Raw genomic sequence first — 25609 nt, 5'->3', positions numbered from 1 at the left:
CATAAGGTATAGGAGCGGCATCCTTTTGGGGCGGAGGCAATTTTAGTGTTGCGGGATTTGGGAAAGCGACCAGCGGAAGCTCTTTCCAAAGCCCATTTGCAACACTTTGCCTCTGCCACAAAAGATAGAGCGGATAGACCGACCCGATAGGGAATGCCCTTATCCCGCATAAATTTAACTTTTTCCCTTTATCCATAAATGATCTTATTTTAATAGAACTACATCATTCTGGTAGCAAAGAATTTCAGCACAAATTTGGAGATAATCGCTTATACTTGTAGGATATGGGCAAAAAAATACAAGTCGTAAAAATGTCGGGCGAGAATGCTGACTTTGAGGAGGACAGGCTCAGGCATTCGTTGGAAAAATCAGGAGCGAGTGCAGAAGTGATTCAGCAGGTCATCAATGAAATAAACGGCTTGCTTTACGATGGTATTGGAACCAAGGAAATCTATAAAAAAGCTTTTGCGCTGCTCAGGAAAAGCTCACGCCCTACGGCAGCCCGCTATAAGTTGAAAAAGGCCATTATGGAACTGGGGCCAAGCGGTTATCCATTTGAAAGGTTTGTAGGGGGAATTCTCCGCAAGCAGGGCTACGAGACGGAAGTGGGCATGATTGTACAGGGACATTGCGTAGCGCACGAGGTAGATGTGCTGGCCAAAAAAGACGATCAGCAATTTATGATTGAATGCAAATTTCACAATACACAGGGGCGCAATTGCGATGTGAAAATTCCGCTTTATATCCAATCGAGGTTTAAGGACATTGAAAAAGAATGGCTCAAGCAGGAAGCCCACCGGGGCAAGTTCCATCAGGGTTGGTTGGTAAACAATACCCGATTTACGGATGATGCCTTGCAATACGGCAATTGTGCGGGACTAAAACTGATCGGTTGGGATTACCCAAAGCAGGGTAGCCTCAAAGACATGATCAATATTTCAGGCCTGCATCCCATTACCTGTCTTACCACATTGAACAAGCACGAGAAAAACAAATTGCTTGAAAAGGATTTGGTCTTGAGTGCCGAATTGCACTTAAAACCAGAACTGCTGAACGAAATAGGAATCAGTGAAAAAAGACACCGAAAAATACTGGAAGAAGCGAGGGAGCTTTGTGGGGTGGATTAACAGAGAAGTAGTATTTAGAAATAAAATTATATTGGGATTGTGTGTGATTAAGAATTTGTAAGTACATTAAAGCACTTCCATCTGGAACGCATTCAATTTCATTGAGTTAAGTGAAATCCTGATTAGATAAAAAAGCTGCCCAACATTTTGATTTTTGTATAATTAATTGCTACATTAGTTGAATTAGCATTTAAAACATCAATGTCATGAAAAAAAACATTTATATATTACTCGCTAGTATTTTTCTTAGTACAAATGCTTTCGGACAAGCATATTTCCCGGAAGTATCTGCTCAACTCGGGGTTCAACATGTTGCCGTTTTTTCAGACTCTATTTACACCCCACAGGGCGGAGCGGCTTGGTTTGATTTTAACAATGATCATAATCTTGATTTATATTTAACAGGCGGGGCAAATCCAGATGCGTTGTACAAAAACAATGGGGATGGAACTTTTACTGATGTTACAATTTCTGCTGGTGTTGATGTGCTCAGTGCTAGCAACACCATGGGAGTCGTTTCTGGTGACATAGATAATGACGGTTACAATGACCTTTTTATCACTACTGTAAGTTCAGATCAGAATTTTCTGTTGTATAATAATGGAGATGGAACTTTCACTGATATTTCAATGGATGCTGGAGTGAGTGGAGGAGGAAATAGCTCCTCAGCAGCTTTTGGTGATTATAATTTAGATGGACTTCTGGATTTGTATGTAGTAAACTGGTGTGTAGATATCTACTTCCCATTTGATACATCAGATACATTCCCAACAATTCAGAACTATTTTTATATCAACAACGGAGATTTGACATTTACTGAAAGTTCAAAAGCTCTTGGGGTTGATGTAGAAGGAGGTTGTTCTTTAGGTGTGTTATTCACGGATTACGATAATGACTATGATTTAGACCTTCTAATCGCCAATGATTTCGGATATTTGAATGGGAATTCCGAGAATCGTCTTTTCGAAAATGATTACCCTAATGATCAATTTATAGATGTTAGCCAAGCCAGTGCATTTGACTATGGTATTGATGGTATGGGAACGGCACGTGGAGATTATGATGAAGATGGTGATCTTGATTACTATATATCGGATGTTGGTAATGACTTATTGCTTAGAAATGATAATGACAGCTTTTCCAATCAACTGCTGAACGCAGGTTTAGAAAATGATACAGTTGGTTACTTAGGTTATAACGGCACTACAGATGGATTTGGTTGGGGCTGTGGATTCTTTGACTATAACCATGACACTTATTTAGACCTCTTTGTGGCCAATGGGAGTATTACTTGGTGGGGACAAGGCTATCCAACGCTTGATAGTAATAAATTATTCCTTAACAATGGTGATGGTACTTTTAAGGATATTTCTACGGATGTTGGACTTGGTGATCCATATACTTCAAGGGCATTTGCAAGCGGAGACTATGACAACGATGGAGACATGGACTTGCTTGTGGGGATAACTGATGTGCCCAACGGACAGCGTCATACAATGATTTATGAAAACAAATTTAGCGATGGAAATTGGTTAAAGGTTTCATTGGAAGGCACTTTATCTAATAGGAATGGATATGGTTCGCGGGTAGAGGTTATTTTTAACAACAGGAAACTGATTCGGGAAGTCGATGGTGGTTCAAGTTTTAATTCACACCATAGCAGTATAGTTCATTTTGGTCTATCTGAAATAACTGATATCGATACACTCAGAGTTATTTGGCCTGGAGGCATGGTGATAGATGAATATTATGATGTAGCTACGAATCAGCATATAAATATTGTTCAAGAGAGTAGTTATTCGCAAATTTCATCTGCCGATTATCAAGATACTTTAAAAGAAAGTTTTGTTGTTTACCCTAATCCTACTAATACTGACATGATAATGGTAAAATATATGTCAATGAGGCCGCATGAAGAGATTACTATGAAATTACTTGATGTTTATGGGCGAACTCTCAAGGTCTTTTTTAGGAAAAAAGAGTTAAATTCAGGGACGACAGAGAAATTATCCTTGCCCAATCATCTGGCAGCCGGTATTTATTATTTAAAAATAGAATACGACCAAAGTCACGTGGTAAAGGTATTGTCTTTGGTGGATTAAAATTGACTTGATCAAGCCCTATATTGCTGTACTTGTTTTCTCTGTATTCTTCAATATCTTACATATAGTCGGCTTAAACCTATGTAAGCGATTCTGTCAGTATCGTTCATAATGCTGTTTTGGTTTCCCTGATTTATCCCACGTAGGATGGTATTTTTGATTATGACAATGAAGAGTGGATTGACCTTTACCTGACAGTGGAAAACAACGCGAATAAATTTTACTCGATAATCGAGATTTAAACCTGCCCGACTAAGCAGGCGGGTGCTCCGAGGCTTGCCCCGAGGTTGTTTACTTTAATAATGGTGATGGTACTTTCAGGGATGAAGCTGATGATACAGGTTTCTTTTTCCAGCTTAGATACCTCAATCTATACTGGATATTAACACTGCTGCCATTGAAAAGGAATGGCTAAAAGAAGAAGGGCATCAGGAAAAATTTCACCAGGGTTGGTTGGTAAACAATACCCGATTTACGGATGATGCCTTGCAATACGGCAATTGTGCGGGACTAAAACTGATCGGTTGGGATTACCCAAAGCAGGGTAGCCTCAAAGACATGATCAATATTTCAGGCCTGCATCCCATTACCTGTCTTACCACATTGAACAAGCACGAGAAAAACAAATTGCTTGAAAAGGATTTGGTCTTGAGTGCCGAATTGCACTTAAAACCAGAACTGCTGAACGAAATAGGAATCAGTGAAAAAAGACACCGAAAAATACTGGAAGAAGCAAGGGAGCTTTGTGGGGTGGAGTAGCCAATCCGGCACGTATTTAGAGCTTAGCCATAATATTAAAGTGCCAGAAAGAAAATTTTACCTATTTTCAAAAGAAATTAATATCAACCCATGAAAAACATACAAACCGAAATCCTTATCAATGCCGAACCTGAAAAAGTCTGGCAGGTACTGACTGATTTTGAAAAACATCCCTCCTGGAATCCTTTGATAAAGTCCATAAAGGGAGAAAAAGCAGTAGGCGAAAAACTGACGGTATTCCTGCAAGCACCCGGTGGAAAAGGAATGACATTCAAACCAGTGGTTTTAGAATTTGAGCCCAACAAAGAATTCCGATGGAAAGGAAAGCTGGGCATCAAAGGAATTTTTGATGGAGAGCACTATTTTCTGCTCGAAAAGCAAGGCGAAAAGCAAACCCGCTTTGTACACGGTGAAAATTTCAGCGGTTTCCTGGTGCCACTAATGGGCGGCATTTTGAAAGACACCAAAAAAGGCTTCGAATTGATGAACGAGGCATTGAAAGGGGAGTGTGAGAAGGTGAATGTTTAAGTGCCGGGATTACTTCCACTAACAGCCAGTTTAACAATTCTCCTGTAATTCGGCTCAAGCAAACCTTCATTGTAAAACCCTTTCTTAAGTAATACCTCATGCATTTTGGGGTAATTGTAGGAAGGAGCAGCCATCAGCAGGTGATGCTCTGCATGGTAGTTTACATGATGCGGGGCAAACAAAATGCGTTCGATAAAGTTGGCATAAGTCGTACGGGTATTTTTTTGAGGATCCAGCTGATTGGGTACAACACTGTGCTCGGCAATGGAGCGCACGCGCAAGGAAAAATTATAAGTGGTGAAAAAAGCACCCCACCACAGCAGGTACAGCCACCAAAAGCCAATGGCATAGAGCAATGTGAAAAACAGGAGGTGAAAAACAACAGGGCCGCGTAATTTCACATAGGCGCGGTTCAGCATGGATTTCCAATTGCGGTTTTTGGCTTTGATCTTTTCCACCAGTCCGCCAAGGTTGTATTTCAAATAGCCGAAATGCATCAAAAGCACTCCATAAAAGGTTTTAAATCCCGTGACTCCTGCCAGATCGCGGCTGAATTTCCGCAACATGCTGACCTTGCTTGTGGGATAGCCAGTTGTTAAATTCAAATCAGGATCATCATTTGTGCCGGTATTCCGGTGATGCTTAAAATGATAAGGGCGATAATCTTCCACATTTTGAAAAATCGGGTAGCCGCCCAGCCAATTGCCAAAAAAACTGTTCAGTTTCCTGGAATTGAAAAAAGCATAATGCGAAGTATCGTGCATAATAATGGCACAGCCCAATTGCTTGCCTCCAAGGATAAAAAGACTGACGATTACCGTGAAAGGATTCAGCCACAAAGCGGGTAAAGCAAGTGCAAAAGCAATCCAGCCCCAAGTCGTAGCCAGCTCCACAAAGCCCTTCCAGTCAGACTTTTGCAACAACTCATTGATTTCTTCCTTGCTTAAATAATCTGTGACTTGCATAATGTAGATTGACTCTTCTAATTTACAAAACTAAGAACTAAAAAGTTGCAGTGCTTAACTGCCCCGTAATGTGGAAAACTAAACAAACGATACAGGGACTATAAGCAGGAAAAGCGTAAATTTACGGGTCGTAAAAAAATTATAAAAAACAATACCATACAATATGGCCGAAGGAGAAAATATAATCCCTATTAATATAGAGGAAGAAATGAAAACCGCCTACATTGATTATTCAATGTCGGTGATTGTGTCCCGGGCAATACCGGATGTGCGAGATGGTTTCAAACCCGTGCACAGGCGTGTACTCTACGGAATGCACGATTTGGGACTTACCAATAACAAACCCCATAAAAAATCAGCGCGTATAGTAGGAGAGGTGCTGGGTAAATACCACCCACATGGCGACTCTTCTGTTTACGATACAATGGTGCGAATGGCACAGGACTGGTCTTTGCGCTATCCACTGGTTGACGGACAGGGTAACTTTGGTTCGGTAGATGGTGATAGCCCCGCAGCAATGCGTTATACAGAGGCGCGTCAAGAAAAAATTGCAGAAGATATCCTGGCCGATCTGGATAAGGATACCGTAGATTTTGCCCTGAATTTTGACGATACTTTAAAAGAACCAACTGTTCTGCCTTCCAAAATCCCCGGCTTGCTGGTCAATGGTGCTTCTGGTATTGCAGTAGGTATGGCTACCAATATTATGCCGCACAATTTGGGTGAAGTAATAGATGGTATAGTTGCCTATATTGATAACCGGGACATTACAATCGAAGAACTCGCCCAACACGTCAAGGCTCCTGATTTTCCAACAGGAGGTACCATTTACGGATATGATGGCGTAAAACAAGCATTTGAAACTGGCCGTGGGAGAGTGGTAGTAAGAGGAAAAGCAGAATTTGAAGATTTTCAAAATCACGAACGCATTATTGTAACTGAAATCCCATATCAGGTCAATAAAGCCAATCTGATTGTGAAAGCAGCAGATTTGGTCAATGAAAAGAAAATTGACGGTATTTCCGATATCAGGGATGAAAGTGACAGGAACGGGATGCGAATTGTTTTTGAGTTGAAGCGCGATGCCAATGCTCATGTGGTTTTGAATACACTCTACAAACTCACTCCGCTACAGACCTCTTATGGAGTCAATAATATTGCGCTGGTCAATGGTCGTCCGCAATTGTTGAACCTGAAAGATATGATCCATCATTTTGTGGAATTCAGACATGAAGTGGTGGTGCGCAGAACCCAATATGAATTATCAGAAGCGGAGAAAAAAGCCCACGTTTTAGAAGGCTTAATTATCGCTATTGACAATTTAGATGCGGTTATTAAATTGATACGTGCCTCGCAAACTACAGAAGAAGCGCGCACAGGATTAATGAAGACTTTTGAGTTATCAGAAATTCAGGCTCGTGCCATTCTGGATATGAGATTGCAGAAATTAACAGGTCTGGAAAGAGACAAACTCAAAACAGATTATGACGAGCTGTTAAAACGCATTGCATGGTTCAAAGAAGTGTTGGACAATGAGGAGATGCGCATGGATATTATCAAAGAAGAAATGGCTGAGGTTAAACGCAAATATGCAGATCCGCGTAGAAGTGAAATTGAGATCAGCGGTGATGATATCAATATTGAAGACCTGATTCCCAATGACCATGTCGTTGTGACTATTTCCCATCAGGGCTATATCAAGCGTACATTGGCTGCTGATTACAAGGTTCAGAACAGAGGCGGCAAAGGATCGCGTGGCGGAAGAACCAAAGATGAAGATTTTATCGAGTACATCTTCTCTGCAAGTATGCACAACTATATGCTCTTCTTTACTGAGCTGGGGCGTTGCTTCTGGCTGAAGGTTTATAATATCCCAGAAGGATCGAAAACATCAAAAGGACGACCTATTCAAAATGTGATAAGTATTCCAAAAGAGGATAAAGTAAAAGCATTTATAAATGTAGATACACTGGACGATGTGGATGATTATCTCGACAATCGTTTTGTGGTGCTGTGTACACGCAAAGGAGTTATTAAGAAAACAACTTTGCGCGCCTACAGCAGGCCACGGGTCAATGGTATTATAGCAGTAAGCATTCGCGAGGGCGATTACCTTTTAGAAGCCAAATTGACCAATGGCAATAATGAGATTATGATGGCCAAGAAGTCAGGTAAGGTGATACGCTTTCATGAAGGCAATGTGCGGCCTATGGGCAGAAATGCAGCAGGAGTGCGCGGTGTGCGACTTGAAAACGATAAAGATGAAGTGGTTGGCATGATCTGTGTTGAAGCGGATGATACCAATCAAACGGTATTGGTGGTTTCGGAAAAAGGCTATGGAAAACGCACCTATATCAATGACCCTGAGGATGGATCAGAAATTTACCGCATTACCAAACGAGGTGGTAAAGGGGTGAAAACCATGAATGTTTCTGAAAAAACAGGCAGCCTGATCGCAATCAAGAATGTAACTGATGAAAATGACATTATGATCATCAACCGTTCGGGATTGAGCATTAGGATGAGTGTAGCAGATCTTAGAGTAATGGGAAGAGCAACGCAGGGTGTGCGCCTTATTCGCCTGAACGACAATGACGAGATTGCTTCTCTCACTAAAATGGAAGTATTTGTAGAAGAGGAACTTTTAGAGGATGAGGATGATGTAAATACTGAAAATCCAGGTGAAGAAAACGATACTGATAATGATGAAAACTCGGATACAGAATCTGAGGATTAATTAACTAAATAAAAATACTATGAAATTCTTAAGTCTTTTAATTTTTGTTTCAACATTATACTCTGCTGCTTTTGCCCAAAGTGGAAAATACCTTACTGCATACAACAATTTCAATACTTACATGCAGTCAGAAAAAGAGGATATAGATGCATTGAGAGAAGCGTATATAGATATTAATGAAGCAGCTCAGCACGAAAACACCAGGGAAAATGGAAAAACCTGGTATTACAGGGGCTTGATCAATCAGGCATTGTCTGAAAATGAGAAAACGCAATTGGATTATCCCAACGCACTATATGATGCTACAGACTCTTATATCAAAGCATTGACGCTGGATGACCGCAGGTTTAGAGATGAAAAAGGAGCCGATGTTCAGTTGCGTACTATGTCTATTATTCTTTATAACAAGGGTGTTGCACTATATGAGGTCAATGATTTTGAGAAAGCTTACAAAGCATTTATTAAGGTTGAGGACATCTATAATTACTATAAGGAGAAAGGCGAACCTGAGGCCATTGAAACCTATGAAAACTCAATTTTCAATGCTGCGCTATGTGCCGTGCAAAGTAATAAGACAGATGAAGCAATCAAGTTGCTCAATAAGCTGATTGAAATGGAATACAACAATGCAGGTATTTATTCTACTTTGGCAACTGTTTATAAAAGCCAGGGAGATATGGAAGCGGCCAAAGCTACTTTAGCCAAAGGCACTGAACGTTATCCCGAAAATGTAGGGCTGATCATTGATGAACTCAATATTATGCTTGCAGAGGGCAAAGAAGGTGAGTCTATTGAAAAGCTTCAAAAAGCAATTAAGCTCGATCCAGAAAATGTTTCATTGTATTTGGTACTGGGAACGGCTTATGACAAAATAGGCGATTCAGAAAAAGCCAAAGAAACTTATGAAAAAGCCATTGAAGTGAATCCTGAGTCCTATGAAGCCTATAACAACCTTGCAGCTTATTATATCAACAAAGGTGCAGAAGTCCATGAAGAACTCAATAAAAAAATGAATGAACTCTCTGATGCAAAATACAAAGAAATGACCAAACAGGTTGATGATTTGTACAGCGAAGCACTGCCTTATTTAGAAAAAGCACATAAAATTCAGCCAGATGATATGAAAATCATGGACAGCCTGAAGAAAATTTATGCGAAACTGGGCATGTATGATACTGAAGAATACAAAGTACTCAAGAAAAAAATGGATGCTGCAAAGTAATCCACTGAATTTTGAATTTTATAAAAACCGCTTTGCTATTTGTGAAGCGGTTTTTTTGTGAGTTATTGAAAAGGTGATTTGCAATAAATAATTTCCTAGCTCTGGTTAATAATCCCAATCAAAGTAACTTACTTTCAATCACTGTTTTACTCTGCAAAGTTCTGTGCACAGGGCATTTAATGGCTATTTCCAGCAATCTATTTCTTTGAGCCTCATCTAAATCACCTTTGATTTCAATGTTTCGGGTAATGATATCAATCTTCTGTTCGCTTTCAGAATCGTCTTTGGGATAGTCCTTTTTATGGTCCAGGTGCACCACGACCTTTTGCAAATCCCATTTTTTTCTATTGGCATACATGCGCAAAGTCATGGCTGTGCAGGCACCTAGTCCGGATGATACAAAATCGTATGGCGAAGGACCAAAACCATTTCCGCCCACATCCTCGGGCTCATCGGCCGTCATGCGGTGTTTTCCTGCAATAATATTAGATGTGAAACCTTCATTGCCCAAACTTACGGCTACCTGATGTTTGCTGGTAAAAGTCTCAGGCTCTGGAATTTCCAAATAGCGCTCCGCCCAACCTGCAATTACCTTTCCGGTATAGCTCGAATCTTTTTTATTGCTGAGAAGATGGTCTGCGCCATCCAGTGAGATAAAACTTTTGGGGTGGTGTGCCATTTCATAGAGTTCCTGGGCATTTTCAATTCCAACAATACTGTCCTGCGGTGAATGCAATACAATCAATGCTTTGCGCAATTTTTTTAGTACGCTTTTCATATTTTTGGAATCAATATCATCTAAAAAATGCTCTGAGATATTGAATGGACGACCTCCGATATTAACTTCTGTTTTGCCTTTTTTTCTGATTTTATCAATATCATCTTTCAAAAGGTTTTTTACATGTGCAGGAGAGGAAGGAGCTGCAACAGTGGCAACTGCTTTTACTGAATCAATTTTATGCGCTGCAAAAATAACTGCTGTGCCACCCAGAGAATGCCCAATCAATAAACTTGGTGCTTCATATTCTTTTTCTAAAAATTCTGCAGCAGACTCCAGGTCGGAAATATTGGAGGTGAAATTGGTTTCTGAAAAATCGCCTTCGCTTTGCCCCAGTCCCGTAAAATCAAAAAGCAATACGCCAAAGCCGCTTTCGTTCAGCGATTGGGTAATATTCTTTACTGCTTTAAAATTTTTATTGCATGTAAAACAATGCGCAAAAATAGCGTAGTTATGTGCCTTGCGGTTGTCCGGTAATTCCAGTTTTGCAGACAATTCCTGTCCTTCTGAATTTTTGAGTTTTATGTTTTTTAAACTCATGAATTATTTTTTATTATTTAAAGAAACCAATCGTGCTATTACTACTGCCGGAAACAAAATGCCAATGGTAGATAAAAATACCGATAGCATTCTTGCCGCCTGATTTGCGGGAACAATATCGCCTATGCCCAAAGTGGTTAAGCTTACAAAGCTGAAATAAATATAATCGGCAAAATCTTTATTGGAACCTGTAATATTCACATCTCCAATAAGTGAGTTTCCAAATAGCAAGTGAATCAATTCAAACAAAAAGGCACCTAAAAGTGCAATCAGAAAGTATACATTGACTGCTCCCAGTACTCGATTGAAATTAAATTCCTGGTTTCTAAAAAGCAATTTAAAGTTAATATATATAAATACCAGTGTGTTTAAACAGTAAATAATTCTTTCTGTGATCTTAAAATCATTTTCAAAACTGCTCATAGCCAGCATATTCATAAACAAGCCTGCTGTAAATAGAATTGTACTGATAAAGATCAATTTGATATTGGAAGCAGACCAAATGCCTACAAAAAAAATGATTAGAAACATAGTGTTTAGAAAATGATAACTGTGTTCTAAATTTTCTAGGGTAGTAGGTAGAATAAAGATGCAAAAAACCAGCATCGCTAAAAGAGAAATAAAACTGATGTCTTGTAGCCAATATGACCTGAATTTCCTTATAATTTTTTTCATCTGATTTTATCTCTATTTTCAAGATACAAATATTTCAAATTCAAAGATGTTTGATGAAAATCCAAAGTCAGAAATCTATTTTGGGTGACATTAATAATAAGCCCCTACTGTTTAGTTTAACCAATACTTCTGATTGATTTCCTTTAGGGTAGTTTTTGAAGTAAAAATCAAAGTCTGAATAATTAGCGCAACAATAATGAGTAATGCATTTTCAAACTGGGAGCTGCTGGAACTCCCCAACAATACAGCTTTAGATGCCTCATTAATATTTCTGCCTTCGTTTACTTGTATATCGGAAAGTCCGGAAAGTAGGTGTTGCGCTTTATTAATATTCTGTTGAATAGCTATTTGAGTTGCTGTAAATTTTGCGGGTTTTTCTGCAAAAGCAATTAACTCTTGTTTTTCAAGATTGATACGATGAATGGTTTCTTTTAAATTCTTAAACAGTCGGGCTTCCTTTTTTGTGAGCTTGGTTTGTTCGTATGCCGTTAAAAGGTTTGCAATATTATTTTGGATAAAAAGCAGGCTGTCATTTGTGTGCAGGGGTATTTTAAAATGTTTTGCATTTCCCAGCAATTGGGCTTTTTTATGCAGGTTTTCCGACAAGTGAAAAATATAGCTTTCAACCATAAGCCTGTCTTCATACATAGAAGTGAAAGAGGCCTCTAATTTTTTCATGCTATTGCTTTCATTTAAATTGTTCCATAGAATAAGGCCTAATAAGACACTCAAGAGCAGAGCTGCAATAAGTTTATGTCTGACAATGTATATCCATTTCATAGTCTAAAATTTAACAAAATACTTTCATAATGAAATCAAATTTACTAAAGAAATCAAAGATTCATTTGTTAATAAAAAATGCTAAAAACTAACTTTGGTAATTATAGAAAACGCAAATCAACAAGAGATTATTCTTTGCTAAAATCCTGCAAGGCATATTTACTATCTTTGGTATGATTAACTTAGATTCTTGTTTTTAGATACTGCTCTAATTTATGAAGCAAAGTAAGATTAACGATTTTTTTTCTGCCATTGTCAACCGGCATCAGGAACTAAGCCGATACGCTATTATCGCTGCAGCTGTAGTTTTGATTTCCGCTTTTTTTCCAAAAAGTGGTTATTTCAAATACGACTATGAGTTGGGCAAACCCTGGAAGTATGAAAACCTTATAGCTCCTTTCAATTTTGGTATTCAGAAAAATGAAGAAGAGCTGAAAGCTGAAAAGGAACTTTTCTTAAAAGATCAGGCGCCATACTATCGCTTTGACGGAGATGTGTCGGAAAGAAGAAAAGAAATTTTTACAGAGCTGTACAAAAAAAGCAATACAGGATTTGGACAGATAAGTGATTCTGTTTTTCATCAGCGGAATGATACAGCAGTTAATTACTTTGGAGCATTGCGATTGCTAAATGACATATTTAGCAAGGGGATCATTCAATTGGCCTCGGAACACCGCGAATATTCAAAAGACAAAAACATCAACCTGTTGCTTGATGACAACAGGGCAGAACGGAAAAAATTATCTGATTTTTATACGGTACAAGAAGCTTATGAGAAATTGAACAAAAGCATTAAACAGAATAACTCCTTAAACCAGGATTTTCTAATGCCAATTCTCAAAAATGTAATTAGCCACAATGTTTTTTATGATGCTGAACTGACAAAGCGTTTTCAACAGGAAGCATTAGATGAAATATCCCTTACGCGTGGAATGATTCAGGAAGGAGAGATGATTATTTCCAAAGGAGCCATTGTAACACCTGCAAAAATACAGGTACTCAATTCATTTAAAAATGAGTATGAAAAAAGAGTGATCGGGCTGAAAAAAAGCCAGGTAGTGTTCTTTGGTAATATTTTGCTTGTAGCTATTATACTGATTGTGTTCACTTTCTTCCTGCGTATATTCTCAAATGATGTTTTTGAAAGTGTAAGAAAGTTACTTTTTATAATTTCTCTTATTGTACTGATGACTTTGGTGCTGAGCAAAGTAGTAGAAACCGATTTGCCAATAATATATGCCATCCCATTTTGTATAATTGCCATTGTATTGCGCACTTTCTTTGGTGCTCGGGTGGCATTTCATGCACATATCACTCTTGTTTTGCTCTCGTCATTTGTAGTACCACAGGGTGTTGAGTTTTTGTTTTTACAAACTATAGCCGGCATGGTGGCAATTTACACCAGTATTAAGGCGCACTATTGGTCTCAGTTTTTCCTGTCAAACGGCTTTATTTTACTGGCTTATTTCTCTGCCTATTTTGCAATCACAATTGTGCAGGAGGGGAGTTTTGACAATTTTAATTATGCCAATTTTGGTTGGTTGGCACTTAATGTTTTGCTAACGCTATTGGCCTATCCGCTTATTCCGGTATTTGAAAAATTGTTTGGCTTTGTTTCTGAAATTACCCTACTCGAATATTCCGATATTAACAAACCGCTGCTAAAGGAGCTTTCTCTGAAAGCACCGGGTAGCTTTAATCATTCGCTGCAGGTAGCCAATCTTGCAGAAGCTGCAGCTTCGGAAGTTGGGGCCAATAGTATGCTTGTTAAAATAGGCGCATTGTATCACGATATTGGAAAAATGTACCAGCCCTTATATTTTATAGAAAATCAACAGGGGGGCATTAATCCGCATGACGATCTGGAATTTGATGAAAGCGCAACGATTATCATTAATCATGTAAAAAAAGGTATAGAACGGGCTAAGAAAGAAAAATTACCGGATATGCTGATTGATTTTATTAGGACACATCACGGAACCACAAGGGTAGAATACTTTTATCGCTCTTTTATAAAAAGGTTTCCAGATAAGGAAGTTGCAGAAGGAGAATTTACATATCCCGGCCCTTTGCCATATTCTAAAGAAACAGCTATACTGATGATGGCAGATACTGTTGAAGCTGCTTCCAGAAGTCTGAAAAACCCAAGTAGTGAAGACATAGAAAATCTTGTGGACAAATTGATTCAATCCAAAATGGATCAGGATCAATTTATCAATTCAGACATCACATTTAAAGATATTACCCGCATAAAAAAAGTGCTTAAAAAAATGCTCAATAGCATTTATCATGTAAGGATAGCTTATCCGGAATAAATTACAGCTTTAACCAAACTGCCACATAGTAGCTGCCAATTGCTACGGCACAGGACAAAACAGTGCCCCAGATTATATCGATTGGAACAATGCCGAGTGGCCAATCCTTAATCACTGCGTGGTTGGTAAGCTCGTAAGTCATATAGGTAAAAAAACCAAAAAGCGCTCCATAAGAAGCTGCGTATTTAAGGCTTTGCTGACCAATTGCCGGGTATACTGCGAAAATCAATATGCCGAAAATAAAGAGCAGGTAGAAAATTATTGCCGAAAGCCAATTTACTTCAGGAGCCATCAGGTGGCCGAGGTACTTTTTGTAAACAGGTTGTCCAATGAATCCAAGCCAAAGAATATCAATGGCGAAAAAAATAAGAGCAGTCAGAAAGTAGTGAATTATATGTCCCATTATTGAGAGACAAATTTGAATTAAATGTGTTCAATACTTCTAAAGAAAAACTCAATAAAATTTTATTTATCGCAACAGTGTAACATTTCCTTTTACCATTTCCTGGAAGCCATTTGGACAAACCAATTCTGCATAGTAGGTGTAAACCCCAATTTGAGCAGCAGTATTGTTAAGCATTCCATCCCAGCCCTGATAAGAGCTATTGGTTTCAAACACCAGTTTGCCCCATCGATCAAATATTCTGAAGTGTTTGATTTCCAAAGGAGCATGGGATCGAAGGTAGAATTTATCATTAAATCCATCTTTGTTAGGAGTAAATGTATTGGGTACATAGACTTCATCTTTGCAGGTTGTGTATATTTTAACCATTACCGAGTCCATGCTTTTACAGCCATTCGGTTCAGTTGAAGTTACTAGATAGTGTTGTGTGTTGAAGGCTTCAAAGCTGATAGATGAGCACGAATCGCATATAAGCTCATTTTTTGTAAACCAGGCAAAAGTAGCATTCGAACTACCTTCCGCCTCAAGAGTGACGTCTTCACCACTTAACACTCTAATATTTTCCCCAGCTCTTACATGACTGGCATCTTGCACATATACATTGAAATTTGCTGTGTCTGGCCTACAATTTTCACTTTCTGCAATTAGCTTAAAGGTCACTGCTTCCTGTGGTGAAAGATGTAAAGTGTCCGCTCTGGAAAATATTCTTCCTCTACTATCATACCAGGTGTAATCTACTTCTTCTAATCCGTTGGAATCGGCAGGTGCACCTATACTTATTTCTTCACCTCGGCAGACACTAAGATCTGTTTGTTTTCGAATACCTACACTATCAACTAAACTTAAACGAATGGAATCTTTAACAGTACAGCTGTCAATAGAAGTTACTGTAACAATATATGTTTCTTCTTTTACAACATTTTCTGCTGTAGGCTGCATTATTGAAGGATTATTAAGATTATAAGATGGACTCCAGGAATAAGTTACATTAGTTGTGCTTATCAATGGGAGCTTTACATCAGAACCTTCGCAAAACACAGTTTGATCGCGCAAAGTGGTTCTCGGCAATTCATGTACATTTATATCGAGTGTATCAATATAGGCGCATTGGTTGGTATCTACAGATAATAAATATATTCTCCTGAAAGTGTCAGGCATGGTCATCAAATTGCCTTCATTGGTTCTGTAAAGACCTTGTTGAGGCAACCAAAATGTGCTCAAGTTTTCATTGGGAAGAGTGACAATAGTGGTATCTCCTGGACATGCTGTGAAATTATCACTGAAAGACCTTTCCGGAGCTTTGTGCACAGTAATATCAATAGAATCAATTGTAACACATCCGAACTGATTGGTAGTTTCCAGATAAAACCTGGTGTTATCAGTAAGTGTCACCTGAATGGTTTGTTGGTCTGCATTTGAGATCAAGGAATCAGGAGACCACTGGTAACCCGGATGTCCCGGTTCAGCCTCAAGTGTTAATTCCACACTTTCACAGGCTTCTGATGATTGTGCATTGATTCCTCCCGGAGTAGGATTAATAACTACATTGAGTGTATCAAAACCAATACATCCGTGAACATTGGCAACCTCTACTATATAAGTGCCGGTAGATTGTGGCACTGATTGTGGTGACTGACAATTGGTACAGCTTAGACTATCGCCTCGGTGCCAGGTATAGGTATCCCAGATTCCAGCATCAAGTGGGAGTGTGGCTCCCAGGCATAAACTGGTGTCGGGCCCCAGGTTGGGGTTGGGGGTTGGTGAAAGATCTATCTGTACCCATTCGGTTGTAATACAGCCAAAGGAACTGTATCCTGTGATTGAATGAATTGTAGTTTCGGTAGGTGTTGTAACATAACTGGCAGCGGTAACGCTGTCCATTTCCCAGAGATAGTCGGAAGCTCCACTTGCCCACAATTCTACAGATGCACCAGGGCAGACCAATGTATCATTACTGTGGCTTAATACCGGTTGCGGATGAATGGTCAGTTCTATTTCTGAAGTGTCAATACAGCCCATGCTTGTGTGGGTAATCAGTTGAACAGTCTTAATACCACTTGTATCAAAGGCAACATGCGCAACAGGGCCTTTTAAGGTTTCTTCGCCATTCACATCCCAGGTCCAGCTTGTTATTGCTGTATCATTTTGTGAAGCAGCTTCCAGTATGATCAATTCATATACACAGGCACCACTGTCTGATTGAGCCAAATCAATGGTCATTTCATTGATGGTATGGCTTCCTGTAATTTCACAATTATTGGCATCGCTAACAATAAGGTTATATGTACCCTGCGCAAGATTGCTGTTCAACGAATCTGTACTGCCATTGTCCCAGGAGTAGCTATAAGGTCGTGTTCCTCCCGACAATTCAGGATAGGCTTGTCCGTCTGTCATTCCCGGACAAAGCAAATGAGTTCCATCCATACTGATTTGCAGCGAATCGGGTTGTGTGATTTCTATACTATCGGATATTTCACAATTCATCTGGTCGCTTACTGTAAATGAATACCAGCCTGCACTCAATGCTAAAACTGAATCATTTGTACCGGCAATATTCCATTGGTAACTGTAAGCAGGAGTCCCACCTGAAACATCCAGGCTGATATTTCCGTCATTCGCTTCATAGCATGAAATATCTGTTTTTGAAATACTGAGTGATAAGCTGTCCGGTTGGAAAAGCTCAATATTGGCAATGATATTACAACCATTGGTATCTGTTAGGGTAACGGAGTATATTCCGGCTGTTAAATCCTGCAGGTTTTGGGAATTGCTGCCGTTTGACCATTGGAAAGCATAAGGAGTGGTTCCTCCCTGGGCTGTGACAGTAATTGTCCCGTCATTTCCTCCATAACAGCTTATATCTGTGGCACTAAGTGAAATGATAAGGCTATCGGGCTGGGTGATGCTTGTATCTGCAATAAAGATACAGCCGTGATCATCAGTAATTGTTAATGAGTAATTTCCTTCTGTCAAGCCCTGTATCGAATCCTGTGTGCTTCCTGTTGACCACTGGTATTGGTAAGGAGGGGTTCCACCTGTAACAGCAGGATTAAGTTCACCATCAGATCCGTTGTAACAACTTACATTGCTTAAATTCCATACTATAGTAAATGAATCCGGTTGAATCAGCTCTATTCCTGTTTCATTGATACAGTTGTTGTCATCGGTAATGGTGATATCATAAACTCCTGCGCTTAAATTACTTTCAATAGTACTGGTATTGCCCGAAGACCACAGGAAAGTATAAGGTGGAGTACCGCCTGAAGCAGAAACTTCTATAGAACCATCGCTGTCGCCAAAACAGGTGATATTTTCAAATATTACAGTGTCCAAAAGAGTAGGAGCTTCAATTAAAGTGTAATCCTCAATAACCTGGCATCCTGAAGGGTCAGTCACAGTTAATGAATAATCATCTGCAATAAGACTATCAATAGAATTTACATTTGTTGCTCCATTTGACCATTCGTAGGTGTATGGAACAAAACCTCCACTTACACTCACGCTGATTTCTCCATCGGAAAAGCCTTTGCATGAGATGTCCCTGAGATTTTCCTGTACAATTATCGGATTGGGTTCATCTACATAAGCTGAATCTTCAATTTCACAACCGTAGGCATCACTTACTGTAAGTGAATGATAACCTGCTGCCAGGTTAGCAATATCTGAAGTAGCGGCACCATTTGACCATTGATAGCTGTATGGAGGAATACCTCCGTTCACAGTTGATTGAAGCGAACCGCTTGAGTCACCTCCACATTGTAAGTCTTGGGGAAACAGTGACATTGTCATTGGGTCTGGCTCTAATATTTCCGCACTGTCGGTAGCTGTACAACCAATAGAATCAGTGACTTCCACAATGTGTGTGCCCGCTGCCAGTCCACTCGCATCTTCACTTGTTTGACCATTTGTCCACAAATAAGTATAAGGTGCTATTCCCAGTGATGTACTTGTCTGCATGGCTCCGTCATTGGCTCCGTTGCATGTGATGTGAGATACATTGTCAATTACAATTTCGGGCGGATTGCTGAATTGAATTATTTTAGTATCTGAAACTGAAGGACAAGCCCTGTTTGTCATTGTAGTGAGTGTCAAAACCAAATTGTTATCCGAAATTTCCTGTGCCGTAGGAGAATAACTATTGTTCATAACCGAATCTCCAAACGCCCAGCTTCCGTTTCCTCCAGACCAATATGCTCCGGGAGCATTCTGATAAGTCCCGTTTAATTCAATTTCAATTGCTGAAGTTTGCGAACAAAGCAAAGTATCTGGGCCGGCATCTACAGTTGCAGGTTGCTCCGGTATCAATCGGATTTCCTGAATATCTGCCGGGCAATTTGGATACAGGTCATCCCTTATTTCCAGGGTGTAGACTCCGGGTTGGTTTGCAAAGTAAGAATCTGCACTTGAAAGTAAATTTCCATTGCTGTCGAACCAGTAATAATCTAAATTTCCAAACCCGCCATATGCATTGGCATGGATTGTAGTACCTCCATCGGTGATACAGTAGTAAACCGTGTCTTGTGGAGGCACTTGCAATTCAGGAAAAACACTGACTTCCACTGTATCGCAAACCCATTTCATATTGTCACAAATAGAGTCGCTTACATAACCGCAAACCTGGTAATTGAGAACATCCGGTGTTCCATCTACAGGTGAAAAACTGGTATTGGAACATCCCGTGGTACATGATAACAAAGAATCCCAAACCACAGTATCACCCGTTACATCATTCCATTGGATAGAGGATTCAATGAATCCACTGATTGTTATGTCGGTGGTACAACCTATTCTTACCGAATCCTTAGGCACAGCATAGGCAGCCTCAAGCGATTGGATAAAATATCGATTGGGGTTGTTTCCCGGTTTACAAAAAGTAAGGGTGTGAGGGCCGGGGCCTGAAAGACAAATAAAATTTCCCACGGGAACCAGTGGCCCGCAATTGATTTGATAATACATAGCCCCCTGTGGTACAGCTCCTGAATACAGGTCAAACATAATCCCCACTGCGGCCTGGTCAAGGGTGATCTCAAATTCAATACACCTGTCAGGGAAATTAGTATTACAACAATTGCCTTTTCTGCTGTCCTGGGGAGAAATGTAAGTTCCGTTGGGGTCGCCATCAAGGTTGATCACATAAAATGGAGTAGTTGGATCACAATTACCGCTTTGTGCCATTGAATCAAAAGAGAATAAAAGCAGAAAAGGCAGCAGGAATAAGTACTTAAACCTGGCAACCTTCCATAATTCGCGGTATGTAATTATAGTATTCATAACAATAGCTTATAAATTACCTACCGTGTTTTACGCATCGGGTTGTGAGAAGTTGCTGAATAAACGTTAATTCTCAACTGCTATACGCTTTAGAAGCAGCATAGTTGGGGGTTATTATGCCGGATTTATTTGTAAGGGGTTGGTGCAGCTTTGGAGATGCAATGCTTTTTTGAATGCTTATTTTTGGGTTTTGAATAAACTTTACTGATTTCCAGACATGTCCAAATTCAAGTATTATATAGCATACAAACCTTTCAATTGCGTTACCCAATTCACGCCTGCTTTTCAGTCCGATAAATCTACACTCAAGGATTTTTTCAATGTAGAGAAAGACGTATATCCCATTGGTCGATTGGATGCAGATAGTGAGGGGCTGCTTTTGTTGAGCAATGACAAGGCATTGAATTTCAAATTCTTAAATCCAGAAAATGAACATGCTCGAACTTACTGGGCACAGGTAGAGGGACAAATCGACCAAAAAGCGATCAGTGCCCTGGAAAAAGGGCCCGTCATCCGAATCAATAAGAAGGATTATAAATGCAAAGCTAGTAAAGCAAGAATTATTGAGACCCCGCAGGTTCCTGAGCGCAATCCTCCGGTTCGATTCCGCAAAAACATTCCCACTTCATGGATTGAAATTACATTGACAGAAGGCAAAAACCGGCAGGTGCGGAAAATGTGCGCTGCCGTGGGATTTCCCTGTCTGCGCTTGATTCGGGTAAGTATGGAAAATTTGAAATTGCCAAAAATGGAGCCTGGGAAGATTTGGCCACTAGAACATAGTAACTTGTATCAAAAATTAGGAGTAGAGCATGGAAGGCTATAGTTATAAGGCTGATATATGTGCTGATACAGTCTATATTAGACTACTTTAATTTCATTATTAAGCATTCGAATATTAAAATTTACCTGAGCTTCCAATGCTTTGAATATTTTTAAAATAGTTTCAAGTGTAATGTTTCCGGTGTTGTTCTCCAATCTTGATATTTGAGATTTCTTCACGCCAATTAATTTACCGAGTTGTTCCTGGGTAAGGCTTCTTTGTTTTCTGGCTTGTTGGATCATATCACCTATAAGCTCGAGCTTGAGTTCAAACTCATATTGATCTCTTTCAGGAGTTCCTTTTTTGCCAATTAATTTATCTTCAGCTTCTTTTAATGTGTATTTTTTCATCTTTACTTATTTTTAAAAAATAGTTGGCGAATGCTTTCTGCGCGATTTATTTCTTTTTTATCCACTTTGCTGGTTTTCTTTATAAAACCATGAGTTGCTAATACCCATGTGTTTTTATTATCGGATTTGTCCCAAAAAGCAAGTAGGCGATATTGGACTCCCGCGTAAAGTGTTCTGAACTCCCAAATTTCTCCCTCTAACTTTTTGAAGAATTTTGGATCAGTTTGATATTTAGCTCTGTTCAAATTCTTAAACACTTTCTTCCTCGCTTTTAAATCTATTTTTGAGAGAAATTCAAATGCTTCTTCCAACAACTCTATTTCAAACTTTGGATGCATTGTATTTACAAATCTTAATACAACTTGAAATTACTAAAAGTTTCGTTTAATGTAAACTTTTGTTTCAAAAATAAGGAGTTTATTAATTTGCTCATAAAAAACTTACTCCGCTTCAGCTTATCACATTTTCACTTAAATTTGCCCTTTCAAAACCAATTCCTTGCGCTTAACAAAACTTGAAATCAAGGGCTTTAAAAGCTTTGCCGATAAAACAACCATCAACTTTAACCAGAACATTACTGGAGTTGTAGGTCCCAATGGCAGTGGTAAATCCAATGTGGTGGATGCCATGCGTTGGGTATTGGGCGAACAGCGCAGCAGCCAATTGCGCTCGGAGAAAATGGACAACCTGATTTTCAATGGCTCCAAAATGCGCAAATCAGCAGGATTGGCAGAGGTTTCCCTGAGTTTTGAAAACACCAAAAACATCATTGCCACAGAATTTAAGGAAGTAACCGTAACCCGAAAATTGTTCCGCACGGGCGACAGTGAATATCGCATCAATGATGTGCCCTGCCGATTGAAAGACATCAGCAACTTATTTCTCGATACCGGTATCAGCAGCGATTCCTATGCCATTATTGAGCTGAAAATGATCGATGAAATCCTGCATGACAGGGACAATTCACGCAGGAAATTATTCGAGCAGGCTGCGGGGGTTTCTAAGTACAAGCAGCGCAAAAAAGAAACACTGGCAAAGCTGAAAGCCACCGATCAGGATTTGGATAGGGTAGAGGATCTGCTTTTTGAAATTAGCAATAATCTTAAAACACTGGAATCGCAAGCCAGAAAGGCTATGCGCTACAATAAGATAAAGGAAGAATACAAGGAGCTGAGTCTGGAATTGGCCAAAATGCAAATTTCCGAATTGGTAAAATCTTTCAAAACCTTAAAAAAACAACTCGAGGAACAAGAGGATTTAAAAAAGCAACAAGCAACAGTAATTGATACGTTGGAAGCGGCCATTGAAAAGCAAAAAGTGGAAGTGCTGGAAGCCGAGAAAAATTTATCCGATCGGCAAAAGACCATAAACAGTACTATTCAGGAAATCAATCGGCAAGAAAACGATAAGAATTTAGCCACAGAAAAAATACGATTTAACAAAGAGCGCATTGAGAAAATCAAATTGCAATTGGCCGATCAGGAGCGGAAATTCAAGGAAATTGAAACGCAATTGGCAGATGCGTTGATCAAATTGGAAAAACAGCAAAAAGGCATCAGCGAGGAGTCCGACAAAAAAGAAAAGCTGGAAAAGGAGCTCAATCAAATCAAGCAGGAAAACGAAGCCTTGCAGAAAGAGCTGAACGATAAGCAAATTCAGCGTCAGACATTGGAAAAGACCATCTCCGGCATGGAAAAAAATGCTGCGGTAAACAGCAACCAAATGCAGAATTTGGAAAAAACCATAGCGCAAAACAAGGAGGAACACGAAAAGCGCAAGGATCAGCTTTCTAAATTGAATGAAGAAAAAAAGCAACTGAGTAAAGAGCGCAAGCTCAAGAAAGAGGAGATTGAGCAATTGGAAGCATCTGAGGAAAAATTGCAAAAAAACATTGAGGCACAATTGCAATATATTGAGCAAAGCAAGGAAAAACTGAACAAGGAAAACCGCAGCCTCGATTCAAAACAAAACGAATACAAGCTCAACAAAAGCCTGATTGACAATTTGGAGGGATTTCCAGAATCGACCAAGTTTCTCAAAAAAAATGTAGAAGGCTTAAAGGAAGCACCGCTGCTTTCCGACATTATTTATTGCGACAAGGAATACCGCGCCAGTATTGAAAATTACCTGGAGCCCTTTCTCAATTTTTTTATTGTAAATGATTTGGAACTGGCGAATAAGGCCATCGATTTATTGAGCGACAGTTCCATTGGCAGGGCCAATTTCTTTTTGCTCAGCGAATTCGATTATTTCGAGGCGCGTCCACCATTGATCATGAGTGGATTGATGCCCGCAACGGAAATTATTGAAGTGGATGCGGAATACAAAAAACTGGTCGCTTTTCTCCTGGACCACGTTTATATTGTCACCGAAAAGGATTTTTCTGCCAGCGATATTCATCTCAAAAGCAATCCGAATAAGGATAAATCGCTCAGCATTATTTCAAAGACAGGAAAGTATATCCGTAGCGATTACGCTATTTCCGGAGGAGCTGTCGGGCTTTTTGAGGGAATGCGTTTGGGGCGAACCAAAAATCTGGAAAAGCTGAAAGAGGAAATCGATGAGCTGGAAATCAAGCGCAAGGACAGCAGCAAAAAAATCAAGGAATTGGAGCTTTCCATTGCCGGATTGAAAAAGACATCGCGCAAGCAATTCATCCACATTGCAGAGCAGCAGCTCAATACATTCGATAGGCAAATCGCCTCTATTGATGCCAAAATTGAAAATTTCACGGCATTTGTAAATGACAGTCAGCAAAAGACAAAGGAAGTGGAGGAGCGCATTCGCGAAATGACGGGAAATGTGAAAGATGCGCAAAAGCAGCTCAAATTGTTAAATGGCGAAAAAGAAAAAGCCGATGCGGAATATGAAAAAGTGCGGGCGAAATATGCGGAGGTCAATCAGTCGCTGATGCAACAATCCAACCGATTTAATGAGCAGAATATCCAGTTTCATCAACAGGCTAATTATTTGAAAAACCTGGAGCAAGAAATTTCCTTCTTAAAAAAGCAAAAGCAGGAACAACAGGAAACTGAAAAAAAACAATTGGCAGATAATGCCAATAGCAAAACCGAAATAGAAGCGGCCGAACTTCAAATTGAAAAGCTGAATGCCTCGCTTCAAAAATTATACGCAGAAAAAGAGCAATCCAATACTGCGCTGTCCGTGGCTGAAACTGCCTATTACAAGCAAAAAGGCAATATAAATGAGGCGGAGGAAAAGCTGCGAAAGGAAAACAAGACCCGACAGCAAACCGAGCAATTGCTAACGGATTTGAAAGACAAACTCAATGAAGTGAAACTGGAAATCAATTCGCTGAAAGAGCGACTTTCCGTTGAGTTCAATATTCAAATCAATGACATTATAGATCAGGAGGCTGACGGAAGTACAACGGAAGAAGAGCTGCGTGAAAAAGTGGAAAAGCTTAAAAGCCGCCTGATGAATTATGGTGAGGTCAACCCCATGGCGGTAGAGGCTTATGAGGAAATGAAGGAGCGTTTTGAGTTTATCACCGGGCAAAAAGAGGATTTGACCAAGGCCAAGGCTTCTTTGGAAAATACCATGAAGGAAATTGAGGATACGGCACAGGAAAAGTTTTTGGAAGCATTTGAGCAAGTGCGGCAAAATTTCCAGAAAGTATTCCGCTCACTTTTTCAGGAAGAAGACGATTGTGATTTGACACTCACAGATCCCGATTATCCGCTGGATTCTAAAATTGATATTTTGGCAAAACCTAAGGGCAAACGACCACAGGTAATCGATCAGTTATCGGGAGGGGAGAAGTCGCTTACAGCGCTGGCCATTCTATTTTCGCTTTATTTGCTAAAACCTGCGCCATTTTGCATTCTCGATGAAGTGGATGCTCCCTTGGACGATGCCAATATTGGCAAATTCAACGACATCATTACGGATTTTTCCAAAAATTCCCAGTTCATATTGGTCACCCACAACAAACAGACCATGGCAGCCGTGGATGTTATCTATGGCGTTACCATGATAGAATCTGGTGTGTCGCGAGTAGTTCCGGTAGATTTCAGGGCTTTGAAGCATGTTTCTTAGTAACCTGAATTCGGAAATTATTTATTGCTCAGAATGCCAGAAAACAGCGAGATTCGACTGGGAATAATTTGTAAACCATATGTTTTTTGCTGCAATCTTCAATGGAATTACATTTCCATTAAAATAACAAAATCCCAGATTTGTTTAAAACAATTGTCGACAATTTATTTGAAAA

At 39.6% G+C, this 25609-nt stretch carries 17 protein-coding genes; 9 read left to right on the top strand and 8 right to left on the bottom strand.

Features of this window, described 5'->3' with window-relative positions; all coding sequences use genetic code 11:
- The first annotated feature begins 284 nt into the window (after positions 1 to 284).
- The 4 genes from WD048_07625 (at position 285) to WD048_07610 (ending at position 4516) form a co-directional block, all read left to right on the top strand.
- Entirely contained in the window at positions 285 to 1127 is an 843-nt protein-coding gene (locus WD048_07625) for a restriction endonuclease (protein MEX0812072.1), read from the top strand.
- A gap of 206 nt (positions 1128 to 1333) precedes the next feature.
- Positions 1334 to 3229, top strand: coding sequence for an FG-GAP-like repeat-containing protein (locus WD048_07620; GenBank protein MEX0812071.1), 1896 nt, complete (start codon positions 1334 to 1336; stop codon positions 3227 to 3229).
- Between the two features lie 453 nt (positions 3230 to 3682).
- Entirely contained in the window at positions 3683 to 3988 is a 306-nt protein-coding gene (locus WD048_07615; GenBank protein MEX0812070.1) for a hypothetical protein, read from the top strand.
- A gap of 90 nt (positions 3989 to 4078) precedes the next feature.
- The gene (locus tag WD048_07610; GenBank protein ID MEX0812069.1) at positions 4079 to 4516 is read left to right on the top strand and encodes an SRPBCC domain-containing protein; all 438 of its coding nucleotides are present in this window, start codon (positions 4079 to 4081) and stop codon (positions 4514 to 4516) included.
- Here the strand turns inward: WD048_07610 and WD048_07605 are convergent.
- The gene (locus WD048_07605; protein ID MEX0812068.1) at positions 4513 to 5481 is read right to left on the bottom strand and encodes a fatty acid desaturase family protein; all 969 of its coding nucleotides are present in this window, start codon (positions 5479 to 5481) and stop codon (positions 4513 to 4515) included. The two genes, WD048_07610 and WD048_07605, sit on opposite strands and share 4 nt — an antisense overlap.
- Positions 5482 to 5644: 163 nt before the next feature.
- On the opposite strand from WD048_07605, the gene gyrA reads away from it, so the two are divergent.
- Together gyrA and WD048_07595 are read left to right on the top strand one after the other, a co-directional pair.
- A complete protein-coding gene (gene gyrA / locus WD048_07600) occupies positions 5645 to 8218 on the top strand; it encodes a DNA gyrase subunit A (protein MEX0812067.1) in 2574 nt (857 codons plus the stop codon).
- A 19-nt stretch (positions 8219 to 8237) separates the two neighbouring features.
- On the top strand, positions 8238 to 9440 hold the full coding sequence (locus tag WD048_07595) for a tetratricopeptide repeat protein (GenBank protein ID MEX0812066.1): 1203 nt from the start codon (positions 8238 to 8240) through the stop codon (positions 9438 to 9440).
- Between the two features lie 118 nt (positions 9441 to 9558).
- Here the strand turns inward: WD048_07595 and WD048_07590 are convergent, their stop codons facing one another.
- From WD048_07590 to WD048_07580, 3 genes are all read right to left on the bottom strand, one after another.
- Positions 9559 to 10758 (bottom strand): alpha/beta fold hydrolase, encoded by a 1200-nt coding sequence (locus WD048_07590; protein ID MEX0812065.1) that lies wholly within the window; start codon positions 10756 to 10758, stop codon positions 9559 to 9561.
- 3 nt (positions 10759 to 10761) lie between these two features.
- Positions 10762 to 11289, bottom strand: a complete 528-nt coding sequence (locus WD048_07585; protein MEX0812064.1) for an ion channel — start codon at positions 11287 to 11289, stop codon at positions 10762 to 10764.
- A 255-nt stretch (positions 11290 to 11544) separates the two neighbouring features.
- A complete protein-coding gene (locus WD048_07580) occupies positions 11545 to 12213 on the bottom strand; it encodes an MCP four helix bundle domain-containing protein (protein MEX0812063.1) in 669 nt (222 codons plus the stop codon).
- Positions 12214 to 12428: 215 nt separating this feature from the next.
- On the opposite strand from WD048_07580, the gene WD048_07575 reads away from it, so the two are divergent.
- The gene (locus tag WD048_07575; protein ID MEX0812062.1) at positions 12429 to 14528 is read left to right on the top strand and encodes an HDIG domain-containing metalloprotein; all 2100 of its coding nucleotides are present in this window, start codon (positions 12429 to 12431) and stop codon (positions 14526 to 14528) included.
- 1 nt (position 14529) lies between these two features.
- Here WD048_07575 and WD048_07570 read toward each other — a convergent pair whose 3' ends face one another.
- Positions 14530 to 14931 carry a DUF2177 family protein gene (locus WD048_07570; GenBank protein MEX0812061.1) on the bottom strand — a complete coding sequence of 134 codons (402 nt, stop codon included), beginning with the start codon at positions 14929 to 14931 and terminating at the stop codon, positions 14530 to 14532.
- 66 nt (positions 14932 to 14997) lie between these two features.
- Entirely contained in the window at positions 14998 to 20202 is a 5205-nt protein-coding gene (locus WD048_07565) for a gliding motility-associated C-terminal domain-containing protein (protein ID MEX0812060.1), read from the bottom strand.
- 217 nt (positions 20203 to 20419) lie between these two features.
- On the opposite strand from WD048_07565, the gene WD048_07560 reads away from it, so the two are divergent.
- Positions 20420 to 21028, top strand: a complete 609-nt coding sequence (locus WD048_07560) for a pseudouridine synthase (protein ID MEX0812059.1) — start codon at positions 20420 to 20422, stop codon at positions 21026 to 21028.
- A 35-nt stretch (positions 21029 to 21063) separates the two neighbouring features.
- On the opposite strand, the gene WD048_07555 is transcribed toward WD048_07560, so the two are convergent.
- Both WD048_07555 and WD048_07550 read right to left on the bottom strand, forming a co-directional pair.
- Positions 21064 to 21375, bottom strand: coding sequence for a helix-turn-helix transcriptional regulator (locus WD048_07555; protein MEX0812058.1), 312 nt, complete (start codon positions 21373 to 21375; stop codon positions 21064 to 21066).
- Between the two features lie 2 nt (positions 21376 to 21377).
- Positions 21378 to 21713 (bottom strand): type II toxin-antitoxin system RelE/ParE family toxin, encoded by a 336-nt coding sequence (locus WD048_07550; GenBank protein MEX0812057.1) that lies wholly within the window; start codon positions 21711 to 21713, stop codon positions 21378 to 21380.
- A 160-nt stretch (positions 21714 to 21873) separates the two neighbouring features.
- Here WD048_07550 and smc point away from each other — a divergent pair, with 160 nt between their 5' ends.
- A complete protein-coding gene (smc, locus tag WD048_07545) occupies positions 21874 to 25434 on the top strand; it encodes a chromosome segregation protein SMC (GenBank protein MEX0812056.1) in 3561 nt (1186 codons plus the stop codon).
- Positions 25435 to 25609: the final 175 nt, after the last annotated feature.

The organism is Chitinophagales bacterium, assembly GCA_040877935.1.
Lineage (GTDB): Bacteria > Bacteroidota > Bacteroidia > Chitinophagales > CAIOSU01 > JBBDNB01.
This window is presented reverse-complemented; position numbering and strand designations above follow the sequence as displayed.